Here is a 24,883-nt window from a genome sequence, read left to right on the forward strand (position 1 = left end):
GGCTACAGCCGCTTGCGCATCTGGATGGCGGTCGCCTCGAAGCCCAGCTGCTCGTAGAGCCTGCGCGCGGGGAGGTTGAAGCCGAAGACGCTCAGGCCGATCGAGACGACCCCCCACTCCCGGCACCGCTGTTCGACGGCCTGGAACATGGCCCGCCCGTGGCCCCTGCGCCGCTGTTCCGGTCGCACCTCGACGTCGTAGCAGAAGGCGTGCGGCCCGTCCGACTTCTGTTCGACGTGCAGCCAGAGCATGCCGACCTCGTCGTCACCGTCGTGGGCCGTCCAGAGATGGTGCCCCGGCGTGGCCAGGCCGTCGGGCAGGAGCTTCGCGTAATCCTCCTGGGCCTTCCGTTCGGCCTCCGGCGCCGGCAGCGCGCCGGACTCGGCGATGTGCTGCGCGTAGCTCGCCTCCGCCCCCCGCCGATACCGGAGGTACTGCTCGGCGTTCATCGGCTCAAGTCTCAGCGTCGCCACCCCGACACCGTATTTCAGCCGTACGGACCGGGCCGCCCGGGAAGGACAACAGGGACATCGGGGTCCGCTTCCGCCTGAGACCGACGCCGGCCACAGTGACGCCGATGGGCGCCTCAGTCCGCAGGTCGCCCGCGACCGTCCCGGCTAGCCCGGCCGTACGCACGGATCGGTGACCGCACGGGTCGCGCTCTGCGCCGTGCGGCCGTCCGTGGCCGTCGCCCGTACCGACCAGGTCAGCGTCGCTGCGCGCAGTTGCCCGATGGTCGCCCGCGCGGTCGTTCCGTCCACCGTCATCGCCCGGGTCGATGTCCTGCCCCCGGCGGGTGTCCAGCGCACCTCGGCGTCGCCGAGCGCGGCGCTGCCGGTGGCCTGCACCACCAGGGTGTACGTGTCCGAGCCGCACCGCACGTGGGCGGTGGCGGAGACCGTGAACGGCGCCGCCACCTTCGGCGTGCCGGTCGGCCGGGGCACGGCCGGAGGTCTGGTCGGTGCCGTGGTCGGTGCCGGTGCGGGGCCACCCGGCACGGCGTCGGGCGCGGCAGTCCGGGTGACGCCGTCGCCGTCCGCCGGCGTGACCACGGGCCCGGGCGTCGGAGCGCCGGCGCCGGCCGGCGGCTCGGCGGCCCGCGTGCCGGTCACCGGGGCGGTGCCCGACGGCAGCGCGGAGGCGGGCGTCACCGGGTCGCCGGCCGGTCCGCGCGTCTCCGCCACCGGCTGGCCGGCGGCGTCCTGCGCGGCGGTCGGGCGCCCGGGTGCCAGCGCCCAGGTCCCGAGTGCGGCGAGGAGGAGCAGCAGCAGCGCCACGCACGCGGCCACCTGCCGGCCGTGCCGCTTGCGGTTCGCAGGAGAGGTCGCCCGCACGGGATGCGCCACACCGCGCGACGCCATCGCGTTGCCCGGAGCGGCTGCCACACCGGCCGAGGACGCTGCCGTCACACCGCCCGAGGACCCGGCCGCCGCACCGTCCGGTGTCACCGGCCCGTTCGCCGCGGGCGTAGGCCCGTCGACCGCGCCATCCGCCGCAGACCCCTCAGCGGCCTCCTGTGCCGGGGCCGGCGCCGCCGGATCGGCGGGCAGCGCCGGGTCGGCCGGCGCGGGGTCGGCAGTGACCGGGCCCGTCGGATCGCTCCCCGCGCCGGCTACCGGATCGGCCAAAGCGCCGGTCGCGGCCTCGGCCAGCCGCGGCCACACCGAGTCGGCGACGACCAGGAAGGCCGGAGCCGTGTACGCCGACAGCAGCGCGGCCGGGCTGAGCTGTTCCCGCCGGAGCAGCCCGCACACCGCACAGCTCTCGATGTGCCGCGACACCCGCTTGCGTAGCGTCGGGGTGAGCCGGCCCTGCCAGCCGTCGATCAGGTCGGCGAGACCCGGGCAGTCCCGGGCTCCGGCGCGGGCCACCAGCAGCGCCCCCAGCGCCCGTTCGAGCTGCAAGCGGGCGCGCGACAGGCGGGCGTGCGCGTGGTTCGTGGGCACCCCGAGGGCCGCGCCGATGTCGGCGGACGACAGGTCGTGGCGGATGGCCAGGTGCACCACCTCACGGTCGCCCGGGTTCAGCGCCGCCACCGCGCTGTGCACCAGGTCGCGTACCTGATCGGCGTTGACGCCCGTGCCCGGGTCGGCGATGTCGGCCGCCGGCTCGCCGGCCTCCTCCAGCGGCAGGGAGCGGGACCGCTCCCGCAGCTGCCGGAGGCACTCGTTGCGCACGATCGCGTACAGCCAGGAGCGCAGCCGGTCGGGCTCGCGGAGCTGGCCGATGCGCTGGCTGGCGGTGAGGAACGCGTCGTGGACGGCGTCCGCGGCGGCCTCCGGCTCGCGCAGCATGGTCCTGGCGTACGTGTAGAGCCGGTCGGCGTAGCGCCGGTACAAGCCCTCCAGCCCGGCCCGCTCACCGCGCCGCAGCGCCTCGACCAGGGCGATGTCGTCCGGTGCCGCCATGTCCATCCAGTCCCTCGCTCCTCGTCGTCCGGTCAATTAGAACCGCGGGAAATTTTTCTTCGAACTTTCTGTTGGCATCCCGACCCCACCTCTCTCCTACCGGTGTCATCGCAAGCGAACAGCGCCAGGGAGAGGAAGACACCATGCGAGAGGGATTCAACAGCAACCGGTGGACGCGTCGGACGGCTGCCATGGGCGGGGCCGCGCTGAGCGCGCTCGTGCTCGGCCAGATCGCCCTCGCCGGGCCGGTGGCGGCGGTGCCCGGCCTGACCTACAAGACGACGACCGGCCCGAGCAACAGCGCCGCGAAGTCGCAGAACGCCACCTGCCCGGCCGGCACCAAGGTCATCGGCGGCGGCGGCGCGATCACCGGTTCGGGCCTCGGGCAGGTCGGCATGGACATCATGCGTCCGCTGATCGGCGGGGACGCGTACTCGGTCACCGGCCGCGAGGACGAGAACGGCGTCGGCGGCAACTGGGCGGTCACGGCGAACGCCGTCTGCGCCACGCCGCCCGCCGGCCTGGTGATGGTGTCCGGCAGCTCCGCGCCCAGCTTCGGCACGTCGAACTGGTTCGAGAAGTCCTGCCCGGCCGGCAAGCGCGCCATCGGGGTCGGCGGCGCGGTCGTCGGGGCGTCGAACAGCGAGGTCATCCTGGAGGACCTGCGCATCAACCAGAACAGCGTCGTGGTGGCCGGCGCCGAGGACGGCACCGGCTTCGCCGGCTCGTGGTGGCTGGACGCCACCGCGATCTGCGCCGACCCGCTGCCCGGCGAGCAGCGGGTGATCGACGACAGCGTCTACAGCTCCGCCTCCATCCAGTCGGTCACCGCCACCTGCCCTACCGGCACGCGGGTGCACGGGGTGGGCGGCGAGATCCTCGGCGGCGACGGCCAGGTGCGCCTGACCGAGATGCGGGCCACGAGCTCGACCGTCGTCACCGTCCGCGCCATGGAGGACGAGGACGGCTTCAGCAGCAACTGGAAGGTGCGCGCGTACGCCGTCTGCGCGAGCTGACCCACCACGACAACGGGCCGCCGGACCAGCCGGCGGCCCGTTTCGCGTACGGGTTCCGCGCGTTGCCGTCGTGCACCGACAATCGTCACGCGGCCCCGGTGGACGGCTCTAGGATGGGGGCGACGACCAACCGCTCGACCTGCGAACAGTCCGCACGGCAAGGACGGGTGCCCATGGACTCGGATTCAGATGACGTGACTCTCAGCCCCGCGGAACAGGAAGTACAGAACAAACTCCTGCGGGCGCTCGAAAAGGTGCAGACGATCTCGATGGCGCTCAACCGTGTCGAGCATCTTCTGAATCCCGCCAACCCGTACACGCCGGCCATGAACACACCGCCGGTGAAGGCGCTGTTGGCCGAGGTGGATCCGGGCGGCACCGCCGATTCGCAGCGGGACGCCATGCTCAGACTTCAGGAGAAACTCACCATCGCCAGGAACGAGTACCAGAAGGTGATGCAGGAGGCGGCGAAGTTGACGTCATGACCGGCGCGAGCCGACGGTGCCGGATGAATCGGTTGGCACCCCACAGCCTCACCGCATTACCGTGCCGGTCGTGCCCATCCACGATGACGAGGTCCGCGCCACCATCGGTCAGATGCGCCGCCTGGTGACGGCCCAGTGCCCGCAGTAGGCCGACCTTCCCGTCACAGCCCTGGCCGCCGAGTTGGAGGGCACCGACCACGTACTGTTCCGGATCGGCAACGACCTCGTCGCCCGTATGCCCAAGACTGCCTCGGCGGTCGACCAAGCCGATTCTGATGCTCGATGGCTGCCCGTGCTGGCGCCTCACCTGCCGGTGCGGGTCCCCGTTCCGCTGCACGTCGGCGAGCCGGGCGCGGGCTACCCGTGGCGGTGGACGGTGGTGCCGTGGGTCCCGGGCGAGACACCGCCCCGGCTCGGCTGCGACGACGTACCCCTGGCCCGCGACGTGGCGGCCTTCGTCCACGCCCTGCACCGGGTGGATCCTGCCGGCGGCCCGGTCAAGCCACCGGGTTCCCGCGGGTCCGCCCTGCGGCACGTCGACGCGAACGTCCGCCGGGTGCTGCCCCGCCTCGCCGAGCATGACGACGGCTTCGACGTGGCCGCGGCCGCGGCCGCCTGGGACGCCTGCCTCGCCGCTCCCGACTGGGACCGAGACCCCGTATGGATCCACGGCGATCTGCAGCCGGGCAATCTGATCACCGACGCCGGCCGGCTGGCCGCGGTCGTCGACTTCGGCGCACTCGGTGTCGGCGATCCGGCACCGGACGTGGCACCGGCGCCGTGGACCTTCACCGGCGCGGCTCGGGACGCGTACCGGAAGGCAATCGCGTACGACGACGCCACCTGGCACCGCGCCTGCGGCTGGGCCCTCGCACCATCGCTGACGGGCGTCGACTACTACCGGCGCACCTTTCCCCGCATGGCCGAGCACGGCCGCCGAATGGTCCGCGCGGTGATCGCCGAACTGGTGTGAGCGCGACCGCCAGCCGGGCAGCGTGACCCACCACCCGTGAACCACGCCCTAGGGTCTCAAGGCATGGCCATGAGCGCGCGGGACGTCGTGGGCGTGATCGAGTCGGACCCGACAGCGATGAGGGTACTCCGGGCTACGGCCGGCCTCGGGATACCGGACTGGTGGATCGGTGCCGGCTTCGTACGCAACCGCGTATGGGACACGATCAGCAACCTCCCGCTCTCCCCGGAGCGCGACGTGGACATCGCCTACTTCGACCCGGAGAGGCTCGACCCGCGCGAGGACGCCCGCGTCGAGGCCCGAGCAATGGTGGCCCTGCCCGGGGTGCCGTGGGAGATTCGCAACCAGGCACGGATGCACCTGCGCAACGGCGATGAGCCCTACACGTCCACGCTGAACGCGATGTCACGCTGGCCGGAGACGGCGACGTGCATCGCGGTCACCCTTCGTGGTGACGCTGTCCGCCTGGTGTCCTGCCACGGGCTGGCCGACCTGGTGGGAATGGTCGTCCGCCCCTCTCCGGCCTTCGACGACGCGGTGGGCCGCGCGAAGGTACGGCACCGAGTGGAGAGCAAGGGCTGGCTTGACCGCTGGGCCGGACTCCGGCTGGAGATCTAGCCAGCGCTCCACCCACCGCCCCTCTGTGGACAGCAGATCGCGGCGGGAATGACCGCCAGCCCCTCCCGCAGGGGCGGTACGCCTCATGGTCACCAAAGTTCCGCGCGATCGGTTAGCGTCACGCCTGTCGCGGCATGAAGCTGGCGCCAGGCGGTCAGGGGGCCACACGTGCGTAAGTGGTGGGTGCTGGCGATCGTCCTGCCGTTGGCGGCGGTGTCCGGCGTCTTCTTGGTGTCGCGGGCATCCGCGCCCTCGCACGGCGAGCGGAAGCTGCCCGCACCGCTGCGGGACCAACTCGCCGCGCGGGTCGTGGAGGCACTCGAACACGACCCGACCTTTCGGACCGAGGTCACCCGCGAGCCTGGCCCGCGGCCAGTTTGCGTGGCCACCGTCTTCGGGGTGGCACCGGATCGGGCCGCCACCATAAACGAGGTTCACACCATCTATTCCTGGGTGAACTGCTCGTGGCTGGGTCCGGCAGACCTCGCCAAAGGACCGGCGGGCCTCGACGTCAGTCGACTCCTCGGCCTGTCGATGCCGGTCGCTCTGCAACTGGGACCACCCGTCACCTATCAGGTCCCCGCCGATGGAGAGGAACACGCGGCCAGCATCTGGCGGATCTTCCCCGAGCCGCTGGTAGCCGCCGCCTTCTCCCCTCCCGGCCCGTCGCTCGGCCACGCGCTGCAAGAACGGATCTTGCATGTGGTCGGCTCGTCGCCGGCCCCGCCGTCCTCCACGCCCTCCTGACGACCGGCCCCACCCTCGGTGCGACTCCGCATCGGTCCGAATGCGCCGATGACGATCTCCGCTGACGGCCTGCGTCTCGCCCATGAGTCGTCGCTCCCGGTGCTCACCGCCGTGCTCGCCCGGTGACGTCGCTCCGCAGGCCAGGGGTGCGCACTCATCGACAGGTTTCTGGTGCCTGCCGGGTTGCCGCCCCCCGCTCACGTCACGCGACGCGCGGATCGCGGCGGATCCGGAAGCCCGGGTGAAACACACCGGTGTTCGTACGGGCGGCTCCGCTCCCTGCGGTCTCGATGACGACCCTCCGGTACCGCGGCAACCTCGTGCCGGTGCACGCCCGCGATACGGTGTCTCTGGCTTCGATCGTCCAGTGGATCGAGGGACAGCGTGGCGGACCCGCACGACACACGACCGGCTTCATCTCCCCCCGACCCGGCGGAGCAGCCGCTGGCCGGAGGTCTCGTCAGTGACGTCGTGCTGGTCGGCGACACCGTACGGAAGTCACCGCCCCGCGACCCGGTCTTCGTCCGCCGTCTGCTGCGGCACTTCGAGCAGCATCACTGGGCCGGTGCACCGCGGTTCCTCGGCACGGACCACCGGGGCCGGGAGGTGCTCAGCTTCATCGACGGCGAGGTGCCGTGGCGGCAGAGCCACGAGCCGCCGTCCCTACGATCGGAGCAGAGCCTCGCCGCCGTCGCTCGGCAGGTCCGTCACTTCCACGACCTGACCGCCGGAACGGATCTCGCCGACGGTCACGAGGTCGTGTGCCACAACGACCTGTCGCCGAAGAACACGGTCTACCGGGACATCGACGGACAGATGCTGCCCGTGGCTTTCATCGACTGGGACATCGCCGCACCCGGCGCGCGGCTCCACGACGTCGCACACGTCTGCTGGCAGTACGTCGGACTCGGTCCCGGCGTCCGGGACGCCCCGCAGGCAGCGGAGCTTGTCCGCGTCATCGCCGACGCCTACGGGCTGGCGGACCGGTCCGCTCTGATCGACACGATCCTGTGGTGGCAGGACCGGTGCTGGCGTGGCATCGAAGCCGCAGCCCAGGTCGGCGAGCCCGCGATGGTCCGGCTCCGCGAATCGGGAGCGGCCGAAGCCGTACGCGCGGCGTACGACTGGACCCGGGACCAGCGCGACCTCCTCCGCCGAGCAGTCACGCCGACGTAGTGGGTACCTCGTGCCAGTCATTGATGAAGGGTGGGCGCGGCAGGTTTCGAACCTGCGACCCCTCGCTTGTAAGGAGAACCGCCCCGAGCGACTAAGCGTGAGCGTGTGACCTGCCTGTCCTGCTGTCCGAGAAACGCGTAGGCGAGTGCTGGCTGGCAGGTCATCGGGGCGCTCCTTCAGACCGCGTCGGCAGGCCCGGACGCGGCGGCCGACTGCTGGGGGCGGGTGGCGAGCTGGGCGCGCAGCAGCTCCCGCAGTGCGACCTTCTCGGCCTGCGAGTAGCGGGGGTCTTCGAGCATCGCCAGGATCTCTTCGGTGGTCGCGTCGAATCGGCGGGGCCGGGCACGCTCCGGGGGTAGGCCCATCTCCTCGCGGGTGACGATGCCGAGGGCGACGGGGATCTCCCGGGTGTCGACGTCCAGGGCGATGATGATCGCTCGGACCTTGTCGAACTCGGGTGCCGGGCTCTTGGCGTTCTCGTACCGCTGGATGGTGGGGCGGGAGACGCCGGAGCGGTTGGCGAGTTCGGTTTGGGTCAGTTCGAGGTCTTCGCGCGCGTCCCGGATGAGTCGGCCGAGGCGCACGAGGGCGCTGTCGGGGCCGGGTTCGGGCGCGGGCATGGGTGCACCATACGACCGGCCCGGACCGCTGTCATGTATCAGGGCTGGTACGTATCGCGCGTGATGCCGCGTCGGTTCGGCGGCGTCGCTCCTCACTCCCCAGCGAATCATATTCACCGGGGTAACTATAGGGCCTAAGATCAGCCGAAACGGTTAACCGGCGTGTCCTCTCTTGCGTATCACGCATGATGCGTGCAAAGTGTGCATCATGGCTGATACCCAGGTCGTTGAGCCTGGCATCACCACAGATGCCACGCCCGCCTACTGGCGCCTCACCGACGCCGCCGTGGAGCGGCTGATGACTCGTCTCGGTGTCACCGAGATCGACGCCCTCGCCACCCGCCTCGGCTACCCGCGCATGACCTTCTACCGGCTGCGTAAGGGCCTGCACGACATCCGCATGTCCCGAGCGCAGGAGATCGCCCGCCTCTGCGACTGGCCCCTGCACGACACGTTCCAGCAGGTGACGCACGGTGCCTGAACGCCTCACCCACCACCAGCACATCGGCCGCACCGGCGGCCTCGTCCGGGCCGCCCGGCAAACCAACGAGGCCGGACGCAAGGCCGCCGCCCAGGCCGCCCGCATGGCCCGCTACGACGCCCAAATCCCCGACGACATCACCGACCCCGTCGAACGGGCCCGACGGTGCGACCTGCTGCTGCGTGCCGAGATGGCCGAACGTGGCCGGCAGTCCGCACTCGCCCGCCGTAACGGCACCACCAAGACCACCCGGCGGCGCGCGTGACCACCCGCCGCCCCGCCCTGATGCCTCCGGCCATCCGGCCGGAGCCCGGACCGGCTGCGTCGACGTCGCCGGTCCGGGCCCACGCCACCCGCCCCTACCGGGTGAGGCCGCACGCCCGGCTCGACACCGCATCGCCAGCGGTGAGCGAAGCCCCGACCAGCTTTCGCCGGCTGGTCGGGGCAGGCGCAGACCTCTCACAACACGAAGGGCGGACGCCCTGACCGGCGTCCGCCCGCTTCCCGTGCCCACAGCCGGCCGTGACCCGGCTCGGGGGCTCACCCAGACCACACCGAAGGAGCTGGTCCAGATGACCGTCAAGCTACAGGAGTCGGCGGCGAACGCTGCACCCACCACCCCCGACTGGCAGAGTCCTACCTTCGTCGCCGGCATCGCCAACCTGCCCGCCCACATGGTGACCGAGTGGGAGCCCACCGTCGGTGACCTGGCGGAGGTGTACGGCACCGCCAACCCGGAGGAGCTGCGCCAGCTCGGCGCGCTGGACGTCGACATCGCCGCCGCCGAGCGGCACGCCGCGACCCTGGCGGGTGCGGCGTGACCCCGCAGAAGCCGGACCGCCCCCGGCGCCGCGTCGGCACAAAGCTCGTCGCGGCAACCCCGGAGCCGATCGAGCCGCTGGTGCTCGACACCGACACCGAGACGCCCTCCCCCTGGTGGCTGGACGCCGTCGCCGGAGGGGGTCTGCTCGCACTGCTGCTCATCCTGCTCGTCGGCATGACGGTGGTCGGGATGCGGGCGGTGGCAGGGTGAAGCTGCCGACCGGCCTCGGGGTCCTGGACGTCGTCGTGCTGCCACGTACGGCGGCCCCCGGCGTCGACTACCACCGGGCCACCGAGCGGCAGACGGTGACCGGGTGCGGCCGGGACCTCGTCGAGCTGACACCGGTCGGCGCCTACCTGGCCGTCGGGCTCGGCTGCCTGCCGTGCGCCGACTGCTGGCCGACGCCGTCCACCCCCACCCCGCCGAGCACGCCCCGGCTCCGGGCACCGGCCCCATGGCCGATCAACACGACCGGCTACCGGTCCCACTTCGGCCACGGTGACCGAGCGCCGCGGCTTCGCCCGGCGACGCCCGCAGAGATGCAGGTGCGGTCGTGATCGCCTGGCTGATGGATGTGGCGGTGAACCACCCGCCGGGCGGCTACCTGATCGGTGCGGTGGCGCTGGCCGTCGCGGGAGGGCTGCTGCTGCATGTCACGGACGTGTGGCGGCGCGTCCGTGAGGTCCGCCGACAGCAGGCGATTGCCCGGCAGCAGGCGGCACGGCCGCACCCTGCGGGGCGGCACCGGTCGGTGCGGGTCGTGCGACGAGTGGTGCGAGCCGCCGCCCCGATCCCCCGGCCGGCAGGGGATCTCGCTCCTGCCGAACTGGCGGCGAGCCGGACGGCGGCACCGACCCGCTATGTGGGCCGGGTCGAGCAGATCCCTCCGCAGCGGGGACGGTCGTGAACTGCACGGACTGGATCGTGACCGGCTTGACGCTGCTGGCTGTCGTGGTGGGGCTCGACCGCATGGGCTGGCCGGCACTGGAGCCGCCGGTGGTCGCTCCGGGCATGGGGATGTTCCTGGCCGGCATGTGGAAGGCGGGGCGCGTGCTGGAGGCCGCCGCCAGGCCGCCGGACGGCCAGAGAAAACACCCGAAGTCCTGAGCTAGTTCTCTGGAAATTCCTAAGGAACTCCGGTAGGTTTGGAAGTAATCCCACCCCACCAAACCGGCCCTCACCAGGAGGTACGCCCGTGACTGACTTCGAGCCCGGCGAGCTGGTCGACGTCACCATCCGCGCCGCCCGCGTCATCGAGACTCAGCCCGGCACCGTGGGCCTGACCTACGGGCCCACCAACGGAGCGTTCGGCCAGGACGGCGTCATCGGCATCATCAAGCTCCACCGCCACGCCGACGTCACGATCACCCGGGTCGCCCCCGCTGAGTGGCCGCCGCAGCCCGACGACGTGTGGCGCGACAGGCTCGGCGTCCACCACTTCGGCGTCTCGTACTCGCCGGACTACGACGACAAGGCCGACGCCGAGGGCATCGGGCCGGACGGCACCCGGGTCATCCTGGTCGCCTCCGGCGGCGACTCCTCCTGCCGGCTCAACGCGCCCTGGTACCGGCCCGAGCGCATCAACCAGCAGTCCGGGCCGCTGACCCTCGTGTACCGCCGCAACCGCGACCAGGACGGCGCGGAGCGGTGACCGTCGCGACGATCTGGCCCGCCGGCAGCACGCCCGCCGGCCCAGCGCCCGCACTGACCGTCTCCGGCGGGCCGGTCGTCGCCCACCCCACCACCTGCCCCCACTGCGGCAGCGCGGTCCCCGGCCTCCTCGCCGGCTGCGACCGGTCCGACTGCCTCCGCCGCGAACTCGACGACGACGCCCGACACATCCGGGCCACCGACATCTGAACCACCGGCCGCTGACCAGGCCGAGCACATCCGAAGGAGCACCACCATGGCGTTGATCACTCGCGAGCCCACCGGCCTCGTGCCGCCACCCGTCGTCCTGCTGGAAGGCGAGACGGGGTCCGGCCGAAGCTGGACCGCAGCCGAGCTGTCCGGGTCACCGAAGGTCGGAACCACCTACTGGATCGAGCTGGGCGACGAGACGACCGCCGACCAGTACATCAAGATCCCCGGCGCGCGATACAAGATCGTCGTCCCCGACAACCGCGCGAAGGTGTGGGACTACGCCGCCCTGTACCGGGCCGCCTGCGACTTCCGCGACGAGGCCGCCCGCGCCGCCGAGGCCCGCGAGAAGCCGCCCGTCCTGGTCATCGACCAGCAGGGCGCCGTCTGGGACCTGCTCAGCGAGTGGACCGAGAACCGGGCCCGCAGCACCACCAGCAACAAGAGGAAGCTCGCCGAGAACCCGAACGCCGAAATCGACATCACCTCGAACTTCTGGAACGACGCGACCGCCCGGTGGCGGAAGCTCATGACGGTCCTGCTCACCACCAAGGGCATCGTGATCCTGCTGTCCCGGGGTGAAGAGGTCACCCTGTTCGAGAACGGGAAGCCGGTCAACGGCAAGACGACGTGGAAGGTCGCCGGCCAGAAGTCGTTCGCCTCGTCGATGCCGATCTGGGTGCGGATGACCCGCGACGGCAACCCGAAGCTCATCAAGCTCCGCACGGTGGTCAACGGGGTCCGTCCCGGCGTCGACCCGGAGCGAGGACTGCCCGGGTTCACCCTGGAGCGGTTGATCTTCGAGCGGTACGGCTGGGACCCGAGCAACACGGGCGCGCGGGACATCGTGCCGATGGTGGCGGGCAGCGACGCCCCCCTCTCGGACGCGGCGGCCGTGATCGAACTGGCCGTCGAGGCGGCAGAGTCGATGGCCCAGCTCAAGCAGGCGTACGACAAGATCGAACCCGCCTTGGCGGACGGGAAGATCACCGAGGCCGAGCAGAAGTACCTGTTCGGGCTCATCAACCGACGCAAGCCGGAGATGCCCGACGCCCCGGCACCGGCCAACGGCCAGCCCGCGCAGGCGGCGCAGGCGATGGACCAGCACCGGAGGGGCGTGCATCGCGAGGGCGCCGACAGCCACCAGGGCGCACAGGCGAGGAACGAGCACCGGCGCGACTACCTCGACGCAGTCGCCGAAACTCCCGCCGCGAACTACGGCGCTCCTCCCGCCGAGGCATACCACCCGGAGCCCCCCGCGCCACAGGGCGAGCAGGCCGGCATCGAGATGGCCGGAGCGGCGGCGTGAACCGCGCCGAGGTCGCTCGCGCGATCTTCGCCTGCGAGACGTTGGCGAAGCGGCTCCGCCGCAAGCTCACCGGCGACGCCGAACGGGAGTACGCCGAACAGGGCGTGGTACCGAGCTGGAAGCTGCCCGGCATCACCGTGTCCGGTTCGACCAGCAACCCGTCGGTCGCCGTGGTCGACGAGCCGGCGTTCCGGGCATGGGTCGCGCAGCGGTACCCCACCGAGATCGAAACGGTCCACCGTGTACGCCCGGCGTGGCAGGGTCGGTTCCTGGAGGGCGTGCTGGGGCGGGGCAACCCGCCGTGCGACCCGCAGGGTGAGGCCATCCCGGGCGTGGAGTGGCGACCCGGCGGCGGGTTCGGAAGCATCTCGCTGACCGCCAGCAAGGACACCAAGGCACTCGTCGGGGCGGCTGCGGACGAGATCGCCGACGGTATCCGCCCGCTGGAGCTGCCCGTCGGGGTGCTCGCCCCGGCCGCCGTGGTCGACGCCTCGGACCCGGCATGAACCGCTCCGGCCTGTCTCCCATGTCGGCGAAGCGTCGCGCGGCCTTGGCCGCCACCGGGAACCGCAACCCGTGGTCGACGCTCACCGTCCGGTCGACGCTGAACCGGTCGGCGGCCCTGGACCGCAAGCCTGCGGTTCGGGCCGCCCGGCCGGCAGCCGACACCGGCCCCGACACCGCCACGGTGCACATCGTCCTCAGGCGGGATCAGGGGTGTTGCGTGCGCTGCGGGGCGGAACTGCACGGTCGCCGGGGCCGGGATTGGTCGGTGCAGCACCGGCGGGCCCGGGGAGCCGGCGGCACCCGCCGCCCCGACACCAACCAGGCCCACAACCTGATCTTGCTGTGCGGGTCCGCGACGACCGGCTGCCACGGCTGGGTCGAGTCCAACCGGGACGCCGCCCGCCACGGCGGGTGGGCGATCCGGCAGCCCGACAACCCGGCGCTCATGCCCGTCGACCACGCCCTGCATGGGCGGGTGTGGCTCGACGCAGACGGCGGCTGGTCTGGACAGGCGCCGGCGGTGGCGTCGTGATCGGGGGCGTGTACCGGCTGCTCGTGACCGGCTCCCGGGACTGGGACAACCTGGTCCGGTTCCGCCAGGAGATGGACCAGCAGACCCGCGTCGCGGTGGAGGCGGGCGCGAGCCGGCTGGTGGTCGTGCACGGGGCCTGCTACCCGTCGCCGCTGCGGCCGTCGGGTGTGCGCCCGCACCGGTCGGCGGACTGGCTCGCCCACATGTGGGTGACCCTGCTCTTTCACCCGCTGCCGGTCGACGAGGAGCCGCATCCGGCCCGGTGGACCGCGCAGTGCCGGCCGGCGACATGCCAACCGAACCACCGCCGGACTCGGGGGCGTGGCCGCTCGATCTGCCCGACCGCCGGCAACTACCGCAACCAGCACATGGTCGACCTCGGCGCAGACCGGGCGGTCGCGTTCTGGCTCGGCGGATCGACCGGCACGAAGGACTGCATCGGCCGGGCCCGGTCCGCCGGCATCCCGGTGGACGTCATCGAGCAGCCCGCCCCCATCCACAAGCGCTGAGGAGGACCCGCATGGACGAGAGCACGTACGGCCCGCAGCAGGAAGTCGAGAAGGCCGGGCCTGACCACGCTCCAGCGAGTCGAGCGGATGGAAGCGCTCGCCGCCGCCATCGACCGCCTGCCCGCCGAGCGGGTGCCGGCATGACGGCCCGCGAGATCACGCAGCAAGAGATGACGCCGGCACGCGACACCGCCTGCCGTCGCCTCGTTGACGAATTCAACGCGGCTCACCCGATTGGCGTCTGGGTCCGCTACGCGTGGAACGGCGCGATCATGGTGGGCCGCACCCAGAGCAGAGCGTTTCGGAACTCCGACTGGACGGCCCACATCTGGATTGGCGAAGAGAAGAGGGAGGTCGGCCTCGACGACGTTGAGGTGATCCCCGACCAGCCAGACAACATCAAGTGGGACAGCCGAGACACGCCGGATCCGGTGATGGCAGCCGAGCGGGTCGGTGCATACATCGCCGCCAACGGCGACGGCATCTACAACGTGATCGACGGGCACCCGCTGTACGCCCGTGACTTGGAGTCGCTGCGCCGGGCTGCGCCAACCGTGGCCGGGCTGCGGGCCATGGTCGCCGAGCAGGCTGCCGAGATTGAGCGGCTAAGCCAAGTTGCCGAGGCCGCGAAGGCGTGGCGGGCGCAGTTCAGCAAGCCACCCCTCATCGGGTTTCCGCGCGAGGCCGCTCTGATCGATGCCGTGGACGCCCTGGCCGCCGCCGAGCAGGTGCCAGCGTGACCCGGCCGCTGGACACCGTCGCCCACGCGATCACCGTGCGGCAGCCGTACGCGCAGTGCATCGCCATCGGCCGCAAGACGGTCGAGAACCGGCCCCGCTACACCTCCTTCCGGGGGCCGATCGCCATCCACGCCGGCAAGAAGATCCACACCCAGGGTGACGCCGACCCCCGGGTCATCGCCCTGTACGGCCGCGACGCGTCGTGGGGGATGAAGCTCGGGGCGGTCATCGCGGTCGCTGACCTGGTCGACTGCCATCCGGCCGCGTACGGCGGTGCCCCGGGCCGGACCTGCTGCGAGCCGTGGGGTGAGCCGTTCTACGGCGACGGCGGCCCCTGCTACCACCTCGTCCTCGACCGGGCCGTGATGCTGCCGGCCGTCGTGCCGGCCCGGGGCTCCCTGACCCTGCCGTGGACGCTGCCCACCGAACCGCTGGACGTGCAGGCGGCAGTACGCCGATCGCTCGCCGAGGCGGTGAGCCGCTGATGGCGATCCGAATGGTGGTCTGCCCAACGTGCGTGGGTGAGGGAAGCGGAGACGGTTACGGGGTGGCTGGTGCCGGCGGCATCTGCACTGACTGCCTTGGTAGCGGCGAGGTCACCGAAGAGAAGCGTGCCCGCTTGCTCAGCCGGGCGGCGCTCTCTGGTCGGCCGATATCCCGTCGGCAGGACGTAGCCGGCCTGCGGGTGTGTCCCGCATGTGCAGGAAGTGGTTGCGGGGAGTGCGAGCACGGTGAAGTCACGGTTGATGGTTGGCGGCAGATCGCCGAGGCGGTGAGCCGCTGATGCCGCCGAAGGCCCGCAGCCGCCCGGCCGTGCCGGGAACTCGCCGCCGCGAAGAGGCCGAGCTGCAAGACGGGATCATCGAACTCGTCCAGCGGCACTACCGGCCTGTCCTCGTCGCGCACTTCCGCCCCGTCGAGATCCGCCCCGGAAAGTGGATCACTCCCGTTCAGGGTGACGGTGCCGGCTGGCTGGACCTCACCCTCGCCGGCCCCGGCGGGGTGCTGTTCCGCGAGCTGAAATCCACCACCGGCGTCATCGAGCCGGAGCAGCAGATGTGGATGGACATCCTCACCGCCGCTGGCGCCGACGTGGGCGTGTGGCGGCCTGGGGACCTGCTGTCGGGCCGCGTTGCCCGGGAGCTGGCCGCGATCCGCCGCCCCCGCCCGGCGACCGCCCCGGCCGCCGTCGACTTGGCCGCCCTGGACGCCGAGGCGTTCCGGGCCGCGCTGGAACGCATCCGCGAGACCGAGCCGGCGAGCCCTGCCGGGCGGATCGCCACCGACGTCCTGATCCGCCAGCACCACGCCGCGAAGGAGGCCAGCCGTGGCTGAGAACACCGGGATCTCCTGGGCCGATCACACCTTCAACCCCTGGTGGGGGTGCGCGAAGGTGTCCCCCGCGTGCCGGTTCTGCTACGCGAAGGCCACCGACAGCCGGTGGGGCGGCAACCACTGGGGGCGGACCGTCGGCCGCCGGATGATGTCCGAGGGCAACTGGGCGAAGCCGCTGAAGTGGAACCGGGAGGCGGTCGCCGAGGGCAAGACCCTCCGCGTCTTCTCCGCGTCGATGGCCGACGTGTTCGAGGACCACCCCGACGTGGTGGACGCCCGCCGCCGGCTGTGGGACCTGATCGAGCAGACCCCCGCGCTGACGTGGATGCTGCTGACCAAGCGGCCCGAGAACGTCGCCGGCATGGTGCCGTGGGGCTACCCGTGGCCGCGCAACGTGTGGCTCGGGGTCAGCGCGGAGACGCAGCGGTTCGCTGACCAGCGCATCCCCGCCCTGCTCGCCCTGCCGGCCCCGGTCAAGTTCGTATCCGCTGCTCCCCTGCTCGGCCCGGTCGACCTCGACCCGGCGTACTGCGACGCCCACGGCCGTACCGAGATCGTCGTAGACGGCGACGGGCGGGAGTGGTGCGGGTACTGCGCCGCCGACGGGTTCACCGGCGAGCTGTCGTACGGGCACTGGCTCGACCCGGAGAACGGCGGCATCTCCTGGGTGATCACCGAGGGCGAGTCCGGCCCGAAGGCGCGGCCGACGCACCCGGCCTGGTTCCGGTCCTTGCGTGACCAGTGCCAGGCAGCCGGGGTGGTGTTCCACCACAAGCAGAACGGCGAATGGCACGACCAGTACCCGGCTGACTGGCCGATCGGTGACGCCTGGCTCAACCCGCAGCGGCACTGCTGGGTTGACCCGGTCACCGGTAAGACCAAGCCGTTCGGGGAGTTCACCGGTACCGAGGACGAGGCGTGGGCGCACGTCGCCCGGGTCGGGTTGAAGGCGGCCGGCCGGCTGCTCGACGGCGAGCTGCACGACGGCCACCCGGTCGGGGCGGTGGCCCGGTGAGCCCGAAGCGCGTCCAGTGGAACCGGTTCGCCGGCACCCAGCTCCCGCCGAACACCCGCCTCGTCACCCGCCCATCCCGTTACGGCAACCCGTTCGTCTACCGCGACCGGTCGCGTGGACTCGTCCGGTTCGGGCCGAAGCACCTGGAGCGGTTCGGACGCGAGTGGGACTACGAGGGCCGTTGCAGCGGTGCCGGCGCGAGCCACGACATGTGGTTCAGCGCGGACGACATCGTCGAGACCCACGTTCGCTGGGCGACCCGCGAGGAGATCGTCGAGCTGTACCGGCTGACCCTCACCGACCCGACCCCGGGCATGCGCATGGCCTTCCCGAGCGGCAGCGGCCGGTTCCTGAAGGTCACCGTCGAGGACATCCGCCGCAACCTGGCCGGGACGAACCTGGCCTGCACGTGCCCGCTCGACCAGCCCTGCCACGCCGACGTGCTGCTGGAGCTCGCGAACGGCGGTGAGGCGTGATGGCCCGCCCTCGTCTCCCCCGGATCAACTGCACCGGATGCCCGCGCGAGCAGGTGGCAGTCGGCCGCGCTGATCAGCGCATCTACCCGCACAAGCACCCGAAGACCGGCGAGCCCTGCCCGGACAGCGGCCGGCAGGTCGACCTGTACGGCGAGGAAAGCCAGTGAACGCCCCCACGCCGGCCGACCTGCGGCCCCTGCTCGATCTCGACCTCGGTCACGCCGCCCAGTACGGCTACCGGCGGCCCGAGGACATCCCAACCCGTGACGACGACAAGGAGTGGCCCGTGACCCGCACCCACACCACCCGCACTACCGAGACCGAGGCCGTCAAGTGAGGGGCCGGTCGACGCACGGCCTCGACAGCGCCTCGACGTCCGCCGACCTCGGCGGCATCGACTGGCGGCACCGCGGAGTGTGCCGTGACGAAGACCCGGAGCTGTTCTTCGCGGTCGGCACCACCGGCCCCGCCCTGTTGCAGGTCGAGCAGGCCAAGGCCGTCTGCCGCCGCTGCCCTGTCACCGACCAGTGCCTCCAGTGGGCGTTGGAGTCCGGCCAGGACTTCGGGGTGTGGGGCGGCATGAGCGAGGACGAGCGCCGGGCCCTGAAGCGTCGCGGTGGCCTCCGCGTCCTCCGCGCCCACCAGCAGTAGCCCACCCCACCCAACCCGCGAAGGAGAAGCCACATGGCAGGAGATACCACCATCACGGTCATCGGGAACCTGACCGATGACCCGGAGCTGCGGTTCACCCCCAACGGGGCGGCCGTTGCGAAGTTCCGCATCGCCTCGACTCCGAGGTTCCTCGACAAGGCGTCCGGGGAGTGGAAGGACGGGGAGCCGCTGTTCCTGGCCTGCACGATCTGGCGTCAGGCCGCCGAGCATGTCGCCGAGTCGTTGCAGCGCGGCGCCCGCGTCATCGTGTCGGGCCGGCTGCGTCAGCGGTCCTACGAGACGCGTGAGGGCGAGAAGCGGACCGTCATCGAGCTGGAGGTCGACGAGATTGGCCCGTCGCTGAAGTACGCGACCGCGAAGGTCCAGAAGATGTCGCGCTCCGGCGGCGGTGGCGGTGGCGGTGGCGGTCAGGGCGGCGGCGACCACGACGACCCGTGGGCTACCGGCAGCCCCGCGCCCGCCAGCCCGGCGCACGGCCGGTCCGCCGCCGGCAGCGGCTTCGACTCCGAACCGCCCTTCTAATGCGCGCCTGGGTTGAACTGCACGCCTCCACCAAGACCGGCGCCCAGCCGGTCCTGGTGGATATCGACGACTACCTGCGCCTGGGCGGTCGGGGCCTTTCAATCGGCTCGCACGGATACGTCCAGCTCGCCGAGAACGGCCGAATGCAGTTGCTCCACCGCTGGATCTTGGGCCTTGAAACTCGCGACGGGCTCATCGGCGACCACCGCGACGGCAACGTCACGGACTACCGACGGCGGAACCTGCGAGTCGTCAACGCGAGCGGGTCCAGCCAGAACGTCGCCGGGCGAGGCAAGTCCCGCTACCGCGGCGTCCACCCGATGAAGTCAGGCCGGTGGCAGGCCCGGGTCAAGTTCCAGGGCCGCAACTACTTCCTTGGCACCTACGCGACCGAGGCAACCGCAGCGGCCATCGCCGACGCGAAGCGCCGCGAGCTGATGCCGTTCTACGTCCCCCCGGTGGAGCGCGCCCGATGAGCAACGGCCCCCACCCGACGCGCCCGTACCCGCCCAGACCAGGCAGGAGCCCGAGATGACCGGCTACGACACCACCTACATTCCGTCCGGCGACTTCGTCGGCCTCATCAACGACGTCCTGCCTCTCGCCGGCCAGGACAAGGAGATCCCCGAGACGTTCGCCATCCGCATCCAGTGGGACGGCGAGCAGGTCCACGCCATGGCGACGGACGAGCTGCGGATGGGCGTGTCGTCGTGGCACCCCGACGACCTGCCCGAGGAAGCGATGCAGGAGGGGGTGTTCGCCCGGCGCGGTGGGACCTCCCGGCCGTGGTCGATCGTGCTCGGTTTGCCTGACGCCGCGCTGCTCGCGAAGACCTTCAAGGTCAACGAGAAGAACTGGTGGGTGCCGGTCGGCCTCGACTACGTCGAGGGCATCACCGACCGGGCGAAGCTGCGGGCGGCCCGCTCGACGGACTCGGGAATGCCGGGCCTCGCGGTGACCGTGGTCGACCGGGACGTGGACCTGCCGGACGTGCGGCAGCTCCTCGCGGTGATGCCGCCGGCCGCGCCGGTCGACGCGATCGAGTTCAACGGGGAGATGTTGGCCGCGTTCGGTCAGGTCCGGCAGCGCGGCGGCGGCCTGAAGCTCACGTTCGCCGGCACGGACGCGATGTCGCTGGTGACCGTCGGGGACCGGTTCCGGGGTGCCATCCAGCCGATCCGGCGAGAGCGACGCCGGCTGGCGTCGGTCGCCTGACCACCACACCTACACCCACGAAGGAGAACCGCCATGGGCAGTTTCCAGCGCACACGCGAGGAGCGGCGCGAGGTCGCCGACGCCTCCGCAGTCGGCTTGGCCGCCGGCTGGCGCATCGTCCTCGCCGGCCTGGCCGTCGCCGCCGTCATCGGCCTCGTCGCCGTCGGCGTCTGGGGCTTCCGGGTCGCCACGTCCGACGTCAAGGGCGCCGGTGACGCCACCCGCATCACCAACGACGGCCGCAACCGGGTCAACGCCCAGGAGTGGTTCGTCGGCCAGTACGAGCAGATCCGCTCCACGGACCGGCGGATCGACGAGGCGTACGCCGAGCTGTCCCGTAAGCCCACCGAGTTCGCGGAAACGAACTACCGCGGCCTGGTGAACCGGTGCATGGAGATGGTCGGCGCGTACAACGCCGAGGCCGCGAAGGTCTCCCGCGCGCAGTGGCGCGACACGTCACTGCCGGAGCGCATCGACGACACCGACTCCACCACCGACTGCCGGGCGGCGCACTCGCCGACTCCGGCCGTCCCCCGCTGAACACCGAACCGACCACCGAGGAGATCCGCATGACCGTCAAGACCCGCACCCGCGTCCTCGCCGTCGCCGCCCTGGCCGCGCTCGTGCTCGGCGCCGGTACCGCCTGCGACGACGGCGACGGCAAGGAGCAGAACGACCCGACCGCGAACGCCAACTACGAGGCCCAGAAGAAGAACGACCCGATCCCGAACCTGACGGACTCGCTGGAGCGGGCCAACATCATCGAGCACCTGAAGCGGAACAACCAGCCCGACCGGGTGCGCTACATCTACCTGCTCGCCGACACCGGTGGCGTCTACGCCTACTACGTGATCAAGGGCAAGGTCACCAGCACGGGCGCCCAGCTCACGCCGACCGACGACATCTACTCCAGCAGTTGGGGCAACCTCAGCATCCAGGGGCCGACCGACGACGGCTCGTACGGCGGCGACGAGGGCGGCATCTACTTCTTCACCGACACCGGTGTGGAGGTCCAGTGGAACGGTCGGTGGCTGCTCACCGACGCCCCCATGACCATCAAGACGCCGTCGCTGACCCTCACCGAGAAGAAGTAGCCCCGGGCCGTGGTGCGGCCCGTCAAAGGGCGAGCCGCACCACCCGGGGTCGAGAAGCCGGAGGGATGTGGTGGTGGGCCGTCAGCAGGTGACGATCGTGCGCCGGCCGGCGCCGGGGTTCGTGCGCCCGGCGCCGCCGTCTCAGGGGTGCGGTGCGGGGGTGACGCCGTGTGGGCGGCCTGCGCGGCTGTACCCGTGTGGGTGGCGGTGTGAGGAGCACCCGCCGCCTGGGCGGTGGGCAGCCGTAAAGCCCGACGCTGGGGTGGCGTCGGGCTCGGGTGGTGCGGGGTGAGGCGGCTACAGGTCGGTGGGGTCCTTCATCGCCTTGCGGGCCTTCCGGTACCAGTCCATGTCGACGATGACCAGGCGTTCGGCGCCGTGCCGGGTGACGACCTTGTGGGAGTCGATCGGTCCGTCTCCGGCCGCGACTGCCCACTGGCCGACGTTCTTGCGGACGTCTTCGACGCTGTGGCGTTCCACCTTCACGCCGGCATCGTACCGGTCTTCCTGCGGACTTCCTGCGGTAGTCCGCCGATCGGCTTGTCGAATCATCCCAAACTCCTTAGTAATTCCGCTGGAAAGTCCTAAGGAATGAGGGTAAGGTCGGCACGTGTCCAGGTCAACCCACGGACACCAAAACCGCAGGCCACAGCCCTAGTCGCACCTGCACCCCGCACAACCGCACCACCGAACGGAGCACAACGTGACCCACGCACCCGCCCGGCCCGGCGTCTCGCCGGCCACGCCCGACCTCCCCAGGTCCGGCGCCTACGGGCAGGGGGAGCGCTGATGGGTTGGGGACGCATGGACGACGGGTTCGACGACCACCCAAAGGTCGTCGCGATGCTCGACCGGGACGACCCTGTCGTTGCGGGGTTCGCGATCGGGCTGTGGACGCTCGCCTGGACCTGGGCGCACCGGAACACGCGGAAGAAGGGCAAGACGCCGGGGCTCATCCCGCCCGGCTTGCCTCGCCGCTGGTTCGGTCCGGCCTATCGGGAGGGCGCGCAGATCCTGGTCGCTCACGGGCTGTGGGACGAGCACGAGTCCGGCGGGTGGATGATCCACGACTTCGTCGACTACCTGCCGACGGAGAGCACGCGCGAGGCGCGGTCGGAGGCGGGAAAGCGTGGCGCGGCGGCCCGGTGGGGCAAGCGCCCAGATGCCGGAAATGACCCGACTCCCGATGGCAAATTGCCATCGGTTTGCCATGACGAGGATGGCAACGGCGAAGCAAGCGATGGCTCACGCGCGCCCGCGCGCCGGGACCCCACTCCCACTCCCGTACCCACAACAGACCCTCCTTCGGAGGCTCTGTTCGACACGCCGCCTCCGGCGGCGCCCCCCACGCCACCCACCAAACGGCAGCCGAAGCGCGCCACACGCATCCCCGATGACTTCGCCGTCACCGACGGCATGGCGGCCTGGGCCGCGAAGGAAATCCCGCACGTCAACGTCACCACCGAGACGGCGAAGTTCCGCGACTTCTGGACCGCGAGAAGCAAGGACGCGACCAAAAGCGACTGGGCCGCCGCCTGGCGTTACTGGATGCGCAACGCCGCCGAGCGGTCCCCGACCACCCAGCCCCGCTCGCCGGCCCGCGAGCCCTACCGCAACCAGCCCGACGACGACTACGAAAGGTGGGTGTCCCGGTGACCGACCAGACCCACAACCCGGACGAGCCCGAGCGGTTCGATGTCGGCGACTTCCTCGCCGGCAAGGGCATCGACCCCGCCAACCTGTCCACCGGCGGCGACTACACGCCGACCCCGTTCGATCACGCCCGGTTCCGCACCGAGCGGGCCCTGGGCCGCTTCGCCGCGAAGGTGCCCCCGGCGTTCGCCGACGCCCGTGCCGACCATTCCGCCGTACGCACCTGGTTGGCGCGCCTCCTCGCCGACCCGGCCGCCGCCCCGTCGCTGCTGCTCGTCGGCCCCACCGGCGTCGGGAAGACTCACCAGGGCTGGGGCGTCATCCGGGAGGTCGTCGAGACCACCGCCCGGCAGGGCCGGCCGCTGCGGTGGGAAGCCGTCACCCACCCCGACCTCAACGCCCAGACCCGCGTGTCCCCCGACGGCTCACACCACGGGGTGTTGGAGCGGTACATGCAGACCGGCCTGCTGATGCTCGACGACATCGGCGCCGGCAAGCAGTCCGACTGGACCGGCGACACCCTGTTCCGGCTCATCGACTACCGGTGGGCCCACCAGTTGCCCGGCATCTACTCGACCAACCTCATCGGTGACCCGCTCGTCAAGGCCGTCGGCGATCGGGTCGCGTCCCGCCTCGGCGACGCCTTCCGGGTCGCGCTCGTCGGCAACGACCGGCGCTGGCGGCAGGCATGACCGACCTCATGATCCGGCCGCCCGCCCCGCCTGCGGTTCCCGACGAGCCGCCGCACGAGGATGAGGGCCAGTTCGATCGGACCCCACCACACAACTCCGGTGCAGAGCAGATCGTCCTAGGCGCGATGATGCTGTCTGCCGACGCAGCCGCCGACATCGAACGCCTACTGAAGGGCACCGACTTCTACCGGCCCGCCCACGGGACCATCTTCGACACGATCCTGGAGCTGGCCGCCCGGAAGGCCCCTACGGATCCGGAAGCGGTCGCTGACGCGCTCGGAGGGAAACTCAGCCGGGTCGGCGGGGCACCCTACCTGCACACCTTGGTCGCGTGCGTACCGCTCGCCGTGAACGGACCGTACTACGCGCGCATGGTCAGGAAGGCATCCCACAAGCGGCATCTTCTGGCGCTGTCCGCCTTCATCAACCAGGAGGCACGCAGCGGACGTGATCCTGAGGACATCGCCGACGATGTGCGCGAGCGCCTAGCCGCTCTGGACGACTCGTCGCTAGTCGCCGGGCCCCGCCCGTGGTCTCTCGTCATCCCCGACGTGTTCGCCGCCATGCAGGCCGCCGCCGAAGCCGACCCGGACGCCGACGAGGACCGGCCCATCCCCACCGGCTTCGAGGACTTGAACCGGCTCCTCGGCGGCGGCTGGCGCGGCGGACAGTTCATCGTGGTCGCCGCCCGCACCGGCCTCGGCAAGAGCGTCGCGACGACCGGGTTCGCGCGGGTCGCCGCATGGCACCACGACATCTGCGCGGCCATCTTCTCCCTGGAGATGGCCGACAAGGAGATCGGTAAGCGGCTGCTCTCGTCCGGATCGGACGTGCCGCTGACCGTCATCAAGTCGGGTCTGCTCAACGAGCACGAGTGGACGGCGGTCGGCCGGCTGGCCGGGGATACCGGCGACAAGCCGCTCTACCTCGACGGCACCGCAAACATGACCCTGGCGGAGATTCGGTCGCGGGCGCGGAAGCTGCACCGGGCGCACGGGCTGCGGCTGCTGATCGTCGACTACCTCCAGCTCATCGAGACCACTGCGTCGCGGTCGGAGAACCGGCAGCAGGCCGTGGCCGCCGTGTCGCGGGGCCTGAAGCTCCTCGCGATGGAGCTGAGCATCACGGTGATCGCGGTGTCGCAGCTGAACCGAGGCCCGGAGCAGCGCGCCGACAAGCGCCCAAACCTGTCGGATCTTCGCGAGTCGGGCGCGATAGAGAACGACGCCGACATTGTGCTCCTGCTGCACCGCGACGACTACTACGACGCCGAGTCCCCCCGCGCCGGGGAAGCCGACTTCATCCTCGCCAAGCACAGAGACGGCCCTACCGACGTCGTCACCGTCGCAGCCCCCCTGCACCTGTCCAAGTTCGTCGACATGGCGATCCCCGCCTAGGAGCCCTG

Annotated in this window: 39 protein-coding genes; 35 read left to right on the plus strand and 4 right to left on the minus strand. The window is 71.3% G+C overall.

What is annotated here, in order from left to right:
• Positions 1–2 precede the first annotated feature (2 nt).
• Both ACN27A_RS11920 and ACN27A_RS11925 read right to left on the minus strand, forming a co-directional pair.
• Complete coding sequence (locus tag ACN27A_RS11920; protein ID WP_421452510.1) at positions 3–473, minus strand: GNAT family N-acetyltransferase; 471 nt, start codon at positions 471–473, stop codon at positions 3–5.
• A gap of 144 nt (positions 474–617) precedes the next feature.
• The gene (locus ACN27A_RS11925; RefSeq protein WP_421452513.1) at positions 618–2,414 is read right to left on the minus strand and encodes an RNA polymerase sigma factor; all 1,797 of its coding nucleotides are present in this window, start codon (positions 2,412–2,414) and stop codon (positions 618–620) included.
• Between the two features lie 137 nt (positions 2,415–2,551).
• On the opposite strand from ACN27A_RS11925, the gene ACN27A_RS11930 reads away from it, so the two are divergent.
• The 6 genes from ACN27A_RS11930 (at position 2,552) to ACN27A_RS11955 (ending at position 7,423) form a co-directional block, all read left to right on the plus strand.
• Positions 2,552–3,424: a hypothetical protein gene (locus tag ACN27A_RS11930; RefSeq protein WP_421452516.1), complete on the plus strand. Its 873-nt coding sequence runs from the start codon at positions 2,552–2,554 to the stop codon at positions 3,422–3,424.
• Positions 3,425–3,597: 173 nt separating this feature from the next.
• Entirely contained in the window at positions 3,598–3,909 is a 312-nt protein-coding gene (locus tag ACN27A_RS11935; protein ID WP_421452518.1) for a hypothetical protein, read from the plus strand.
• A 181-nt stretch (positions 3,910–4,090) separates the two neighbouring features.
• Positions 4,091–4,882, plus strand: coding sequence for an aminoglycoside phosphotransferase family protein (locus ACN27A_RS11940; protein WP_421452521.1), 792 nt, complete (start codon positions 4,091–4,093; stop codon positions 4,880–4,882).
• A 63-nt stretch (positions 4,883–4,945) separates the two neighbouring features.
• Positions 4,946–5,500: a nucleotidyltransferase family protein gene (locus tag ACN27A_RS11945; RefSeq protein WP_421452524.1), complete on the plus strand. Its 555-nt coding sequence runs from the start codon at positions 4,946–4,948 to the stop codon at positions 5,498–5,500.
• A gap of 168 nt (positions 5,501–5,668) precedes the next feature.
• Entirely contained in the window at positions 5,669–6,247 is a 579-nt protein-coding gene (locus ACN27A_RS11950; protein ID WP_421452527.1) for a hypothetical protein, read from the plus strand.
• A 384-nt stretch (positions 6,248–6,631) separates the two neighbouring features.
• On the plus strand, positions 6,632–7,423 hold the full coding sequence (locus ACN27A_RS11955; protein WP_421452530.1) for a phosphotransferase: 792 nt from the start codon (positions 6,632–6,634) through the stop codon (positions 7,421–7,423).
• A 176-nt stretch (positions 7,424–7,599) separates the two neighbouring features.
• Here ACN27A_RS11955 and ACN27A_RS11960 read toward each other — a convergent pair whose 3' ends face one another.
• Complete coding sequence (locus ACN27A_RS11960; protein WP_421452533.1) at positions 7,600–8,043, minus strand: helix-turn-helix domain-containing protein; 444 nt, start codon at positions 8,041–8,043, stop codon at positions 7,600–7,602.
• Positions 8,044–8,251: 208 nt separating this feature from the next.
• On the opposite strand from ACN27A_RS11960, the gene ACN27A_RS11965 reads away from it, so the two are divergent.
• The 26 genes from ACN27A_RS11965 to ACN27A_RS12090 all read left to right on the plus strand — a co-directional run bounded on the left by ACN27A_RS11965 (position 8,252) and on the right by ACN27A_RS12090 (position 21,133).
• Positions 8,252–8,524 carry a hypothetical protein gene (locus ACN27A_RS11965; RefSeq protein ID WP_421452536.1) on the plus strand — a complete coding sequence of 91 codons (273 nt, stop codon included), beginning with the start codon at positions 8,252–8,254 and terminating at the stop codon, positions 8,522–8,524.
• Complete coding sequence (locus tag ACN27A_RS11970; protein WP_421452538.1) at positions 8,517–8,789, plus strand: hypothetical protein; 273 nt, start codon at positions 8,517–8,519, stop codon at positions 8,787–8,789. Before ACN27A_RS11965 ends, ACN27A_RS11970 begins: the two co-directional genes overlap by 8 nt.
• A gap of 307 nt (positions 8,790–9,096) precedes the next feature.
• Entirely contained in the window at positions 9,097–9,345 is a 249-nt protein-coding gene (locus ACN27A_RS11975) for a hypothetical protein (RefSeq protein ID WP_421452541.1), read from the plus strand.
• Positions 9,342–9,557: a hypothetical protein gene (locus ACN27A_RS11980; RefSeq protein ID WP_421452544.1), complete on the plus strand. Its 216-nt coding sequence runs from the start codon at positions 9,342–9,344 to the stop codon at positions 9,555–9,557. The genes ACN27A_RS11975 and ACN27A_RS11980 overlap by 4 nt, the downstream gene beginning before the upstream one ends.
• Positions 9,554–9,904 (plus strand): hypothetical protein, encoded by a 351-nt coding sequence (locus ACN27A_RS11985; protein WP_421452547.1) that lies wholly within the window; start codon positions 9,554–9,556, stop codon positions 9,902–9,904. Before ACN27A_RS11980 ends, ACN27A_RS11985 begins: the two co-directional genes overlap by 4 nt.
• Positions 9,901–10,254: a hypothetical protein gene (locus tag ACN27A_RS11990; protein WP_421452549.1), complete on the plus strand. Its 354-nt coding sequence runs from the start codon at positions 9,901–9,903 to the stop codon at positions 10,252–10,254. The genes ACN27A_RS11985 and ACN27A_RS11990 overlap by 4 nt, the downstream gene beginning before the upstream one ends.
• A gap of 17 nt (positions 10,255–10,271) precedes the next feature.
• Positions 10,272–10,454, plus strand: coding sequence for a hypothetical protein (locus ACN27A_RS11995; RefSeq protein ID WP_421452552.1), 183 nt, complete (start codon positions 10,272–10,274; stop codon positions 10,452–10,454).
• A gap of 88 nt (positions 10,455–10,542) precedes the next feature.
• The gene (locus ACN27A_RS12000) at positions 10,543–10,998 is read left to right on the plus strand and encodes a hypothetical protein (RefSeq protein ID WP_421452554.1); all 456 of its coding nucleotides are present in this window, start codon (positions 10,543–10,545) and stop codon (positions 10,996–10,998) included.
• On the plus strand, positions 10,995–11,207 hold the full coding sequence (locus ACN27A_RS12005) for a hypothetical protein (RefSeq protein ID WP_421452557.1): 213 nt from the start codon (positions 10,995–10,997) through the stop codon (positions 11,205–11,207). Before ACN27A_RS12000 ends, ACN27A_RS12005 begins: the two co-directional genes overlap by 4 nt.
• A gap of 46 nt (positions 11,208–11,253) precedes the next feature.
• The gene (locus ACN27A_RS12010) at positions 11,254–12,516 is read left to right on the plus strand and encodes a hypothetical protein (RefSeq protein WP_421452559.1); all 1,263 of its coding nucleotides are present in this window, start codon (positions 11,254–11,256) and stop codon (positions 12,514–12,516) included.
• Positions 12,513–13,022 carry a hypothetical protein gene (locus tag ACN27A_RS12015; RefSeq protein ID WP_421452562.1) on the plus strand — a complete coding sequence of 170 codons (510 nt, stop codon included), beginning with the start codon at positions 12,513–12,515 and terminating at the stop codon, positions 13,020–13,022. Before ACN27A_RS12010 ends, ACN27A_RS12015 begins: the two co-directional genes overlap by 4 nt.
• A gap of 20 nt (positions 13,023–13,042) precedes the next feature.
• Positions 13,043–13,555, plus strand: a complete 513-nt coding sequence (locus ACN27A_RS12020) for an HNH endonuclease (protein WP_421452564.1) — start codon at positions 13,043–13,045, stop codon at positions 13,553–13,555.
• Positions 13,552–14,064, plus strand: coding sequence for a hypothetical protein (locus ACN27A_RS12025; RefSeq protein ID WP_421452567.1), 513 nt, complete (start codon positions 13,552–13,554; stop codon positions 14,062–14,064). Before ACN27A_RS12020 ends, ACN27A_RS12025 begins: the two co-directional genes overlap by 4 nt.
• Before the next feature lie 11 nt (positions 14,065–14,075).
• The gene (locus ACN27A_RS12030; RefSeq protein ID WP_421452569.1) at positions 14,076–14,804 is read left to right on the plus strand and encodes a hypothetical protein; all 729 of its coding nucleotides are present in this window, start codon (positions 14,076–14,078) and stop codon (positions 14,802–14,804) included.
• Positions 14,801–15,289, plus strand: coding sequence for a hypothetical protein (locus ACN27A_RS12035; RefSeq protein WP_421452571.1), 489 nt, complete (start codon positions 14,801–14,803; stop codon positions 15,287–15,289). The genes ACN27A_RS12030 and ACN27A_RS12035 overlap by 4 nt, the downstream gene beginning before the upstream one ends.
• 265 nt (positions 15,290–15,554) lie before the next feature.
• Positions 15,555–16,139: a hypothetical protein gene (locus tag ACN27A_RS12040; protein WP_421452572.1), complete on the plus strand. Its 585-nt coding sequence runs from the start codon at positions 15,555–15,557 to the stop codon at positions 16,137–16,139.
• Complete coding sequence (locus tag ACN27A_RS12045; protein WP_421452574.1) at positions 16,132–17,154, plus strand: DUF5131 family protein; 1,023 nt, start codon at positions 16,132–16,134, stop codon at positions 17,152–17,154. Before ACN27A_RS12040 ends, ACN27A_RS12045 begins: the two co-directional genes overlap by 8 nt.
• Entirely contained in the window at positions 17,151–17,630 is a 480-nt protein-coding gene (locus ACN27A_RS12050; protein ID WP_421452577.1) for a DUF4326 domain-containing protein, read from the plus strand. The genes ACN27A_RS12045 and ACN27A_RS12050 overlap by 4 nt, the downstream gene beginning before the upstream one ends.
• Positions 17,630–17,797, plus strand: a complete 168-nt coding sequence (locus ACN27A_RS12055; protein ID WP_421452580.1) for a hypothetical protein — start codon at positions 17,630–17,632, stop codon at positions 17,795–17,797. Before ACN27A_RS12050 ends, ACN27A_RS12055 begins: the two co-directional genes overlap by 1 nt.
• Positions 17,794–17,967: a hypothetical protein gene (locus tag ACN27A_RS12060; RefSeq protein WP_421452582.1), complete on the plus strand. Its 174-nt coding sequence runs from the start codon at positions 17,794–17,796 to the stop codon at positions 17,965–17,967. The genes ACN27A_RS12055 and ACN27A_RS12060 overlap by 4 nt, the downstream gene beginning before the upstream one ends.
• A 56-nt stretch (positions 17,968–18,023) precedes the next feature.
• The gene (locus ACN27A_RS12065) at positions 18,024–18,281 is read left to right on the plus strand and encodes a WhiB family transcriptional regulator (protein WP_421458447.1); all 258 of its coding nucleotides are present in this window, start codon (positions 18,024–18,026) and stop codon (positions 18,279–18,281) included.
• Positions 18,282–18,314: 33 nt separating this feature from the next.
• Positions 18,315–18,824 carry a single-stranded DNA-binding protein gene (locus ACN27A_RS12070; RefSeq protein ID WP_421452584.1) on the plus strand — a complete coding sequence of 170 codons (510 nt, stop codon included), beginning with the start codon at positions 18,315–18,317 and terminating at the stop codon, positions 18,822–18,824.
• Complete coding sequence (locus tag ACN27A_RS12075) at positions 18,824–19,300, plus strand: hypothetical protein (protein ID WP_421452586.1); 477 nt, start codon at positions 18,824–18,826, stop codon at positions 19,298–19,300. The genes ACN27A_RS12070 and ACN27A_RS12075 overlap by 1 nt, the downstream gene beginning before the upstream one ends.
• 55 nt (positions 19,301–19,355) lie before the next feature.
• A complete protein-coding gene (locus tag ACN27A_RS12080) occupies positions 19,356–20,039 on the plus strand; it encodes a hypothetical protein (protein WP_421452589.1) in 684 nt (227 codons plus the stop codon).
• A gap of 33 nt (positions 20,040–20,072) precedes the next feature.
• Positions 20,073–20,579 carry a hypothetical protein gene (locus tag ACN27A_RS12085; RefSeq protein WP_421452592.1) on the plus strand — a complete coding sequence of 169 codons (507 nt, stop codon included), beginning with the start codon at positions 20,073–20,075 and terminating at the stop codon, positions 20,577–20,579.
• A gap of 29 nt (positions 20,580–20,608) precedes the next feature.
• Positions 20,609–21,133: a hypothetical protein gene (locus ACN27A_RS12090; RefSeq protein WP_421452595.1), complete on the plus strand. Its 525-nt coding sequence runs from the start codon at positions 20,609–20,611 to the stop codon at positions 21,131–21,133.
• Positions 21,134–21,430: 297 nt separating this feature from the next.
• Here the strand turns inward: ACN27A_RS12090 and ACN27A_RS12095 are convergent, their stop codons facing one another.
• A complete protein-coding gene (locus tag ACN27A_RS12095; RefSeq protein WP_421452597.1) occupies positions 21,431–21,619 on the minus strand; it encodes a hypothetical protein in 189 nt (62 codons plus the stop codon).
• Positions 21,620–21,937: 318 nt separating this feature from the next.
• On the opposite strand from ACN27A_RS12095, the gene ACN27A_RS12100 reads away from it, so the two are divergent.
• Genes ACN27A_RS12100 through ACN27A_RS12110 form a run of 3 tightly spaced genes read left to right on the plus strand, consistent with a single transcriptional unit; the run spans position 21,938 to position 24,875 of the window.
• Positions 21,938–22,789 carry a hypothetical protein gene (locus ACN27A_RS12100; protein WP_421452599.1) on the plus strand — a complete coding sequence of 284 codons (852 nt, stop codon included), beginning with the start codon at positions 21,938–21,940 and terminating at the stop codon, positions 22,787–22,789.
• Positions 22,786–23,478, plus strand: coding sequence for an ATP-binding protein (locus ACN27A_RS12105; RefSeq protein ID WP_421452602.1), 693 nt, complete (start codon positions 22,786–22,788; stop codon positions 23,476–23,478). The genes ACN27A_RS12100 and ACN27A_RS12105 overlap by 4 nt, the downstream gene beginning before the upstream one ends.
• Complete coding sequence (locus ACN27A_RS12110; RefSeq protein ID WP_421452604.1) at positions 23,475–24,875, plus strand: replicative DNA helicase; 1,401 nt, start codon at positions 23,475–23,477, stop codon at positions 24,873–24,875. The genes ACN27A_RS12105 and ACN27A_RS12110 overlap by 4 nt, the downstream gene beginning before the upstream one ends.
• The last annotated feature ends 8 nt before the right edge of the window (positions 24,876–24,883 follow it).

Source organism: Micromonospora sp. WMMD737 (assembly GCF_049179055.1).
GTDB lineage: Bacteria > Actinomycetota > Actinomycetes > Mycobacteriales > Micromonosporaceae > Micromonospora > Micromonospora reichwaldensis.

What these genes read in the sequence shown, in the direction of transcription:
- ACN27A_RS11925 (WP_421452513.1), bottom strand. Translation starts at nt 2,414, where the DNA reads ATGGACATGGCGGCACCGGACGACATCGCCCTGGTCGAGGCGCTGCGG.
- ACN27A_RS11930 (WP_421452516.1), top strand. Translation starts at nt 2,552, where the DNA reads ATGCGAGAGGGATTCAACAGCAACCGGTGGACGCGTCGGACGGCTGCC.
- ACN27A_RS11935 (WP_421452518.1), top strand. Translation starts at nt 3,598, where the DNA reads ATGGACTCGGATTCAGATGACGTGACTCTCAGCCCCGCGGAACAGGAA.
- ACN27A_RS11945 (WP_421452524.1), top strand. Translation starts at nt 4,946, where the DNA reads ATGGCCATGAGCGCGCGGGACGTCGTGGGCGTGATCGAGTCGGACCCG.
- ACN27A_RS11960 (WP_421452533.1), bottom strand. Translation starts at nt 8,043, where the DNA reads ATGCCCGCGCCCGAACCCGGCCCCGACAGCGCCCTCGTGCGCCTCGGC.
- ACN27A_RS11965 (WP_421452536.1), top strand. Translation starts at nt 8,252, where the DNA reads ATGGCTGATACCCAGGTCGTTGAGCCTGGCATCACCACAGATGCCACG.
- ACN27A_RS11975 (WP_421452541.1), top strand. Translation starts at nt 9,097, where the DNA reads ATGACCGTCAAGCTACAGGAGTCGGCGGCGAACGCTGCACCCACCACC.
- ACN27A_RS12010 (WP_421452559.1), top strand. Translation starts at nt 11,254, where the DNA reads ATGGCGTTGATCACTCGCGAGCCCACCGGCCTCGTGCCGCCACCCGTC.
- ACN27A_RS12020 (WP_421452564.1), top strand. Translation starts at nt 13,043, where the DNA reads ATGTCGGCGAAGCGTCGCGCGGCCTTGGCCGCCACCGGGAACCGCAAC.
- ACN27A_RS12030 (WP_421452569.1), top strand. Translation starts at nt 14,076, where the DNA reads ATGGACGAGAGCACGTACGGCCCGCAGCAGGAAGTCGAGAAGGCCGGG.
- ACN27A_RS12055 (WP_421452580.1), top strand. Translation starts at nt 17,630, where the DNA reads ATGGCCCGCCCTCGTCTCCCCCGGATCAACTGCACCGGATGCCCGCGC.
- ACN27A_RS12070 (WP_421452584.1), top strand. Translation starts at nt 18,315, where the DNA reads ATGGCAGGAGATACCACCATCACGGTCATCGGGAACCTGACCGATGAC.
- ACN27A_RS12075 (WP_421452586.1), top strand. Translation starts at nt 18,824, where the DNA reads ATGCGCGCCTGGGTTGAACTGCACGCCTCCACCAAGACCGGCGCCCAG.
- ACN27A_RS12080 (WP_421452589.1), top strand. Translation starts at nt 19,356, where the DNA reads ATGACCGGCTACGACACCACCTACATTCCGTCCGGCGACTTCGTCGGC.
- ACN27A_RS12085 (WP_421452592.1), top strand. Translation starts at nt 20,073, where the DNA reads ATGGGCAGTTTCCAGCGCACACGCGAGGAGCGGCGCGAGGTCGCCGAC.
- ACN27A_RS12090 (WP_421452595.1), top strand. Translation starts at nt 20,609, where the DNA reads ATGACCGTCAAGACCCGCACCCGCGTCCTCGCCGTCGCCGCCCTGGCC.
- ACN27A_RS12100 (WP_421452599.1), top strand. Translation starts at nt 21,938, where the DNA reads ATGGACGACGGGTTCGACGACCACCCAAAGGTCGTCGCGATGCTCGAC.
- ACN27A_RS12110 (WP_421452604.1), top strand. Translation starts at nt 23,475, where the DNA reads ATGACCGACCTCATGATCCGGCCGCCCGCCCCGCCTGCGGTTCCCGAC.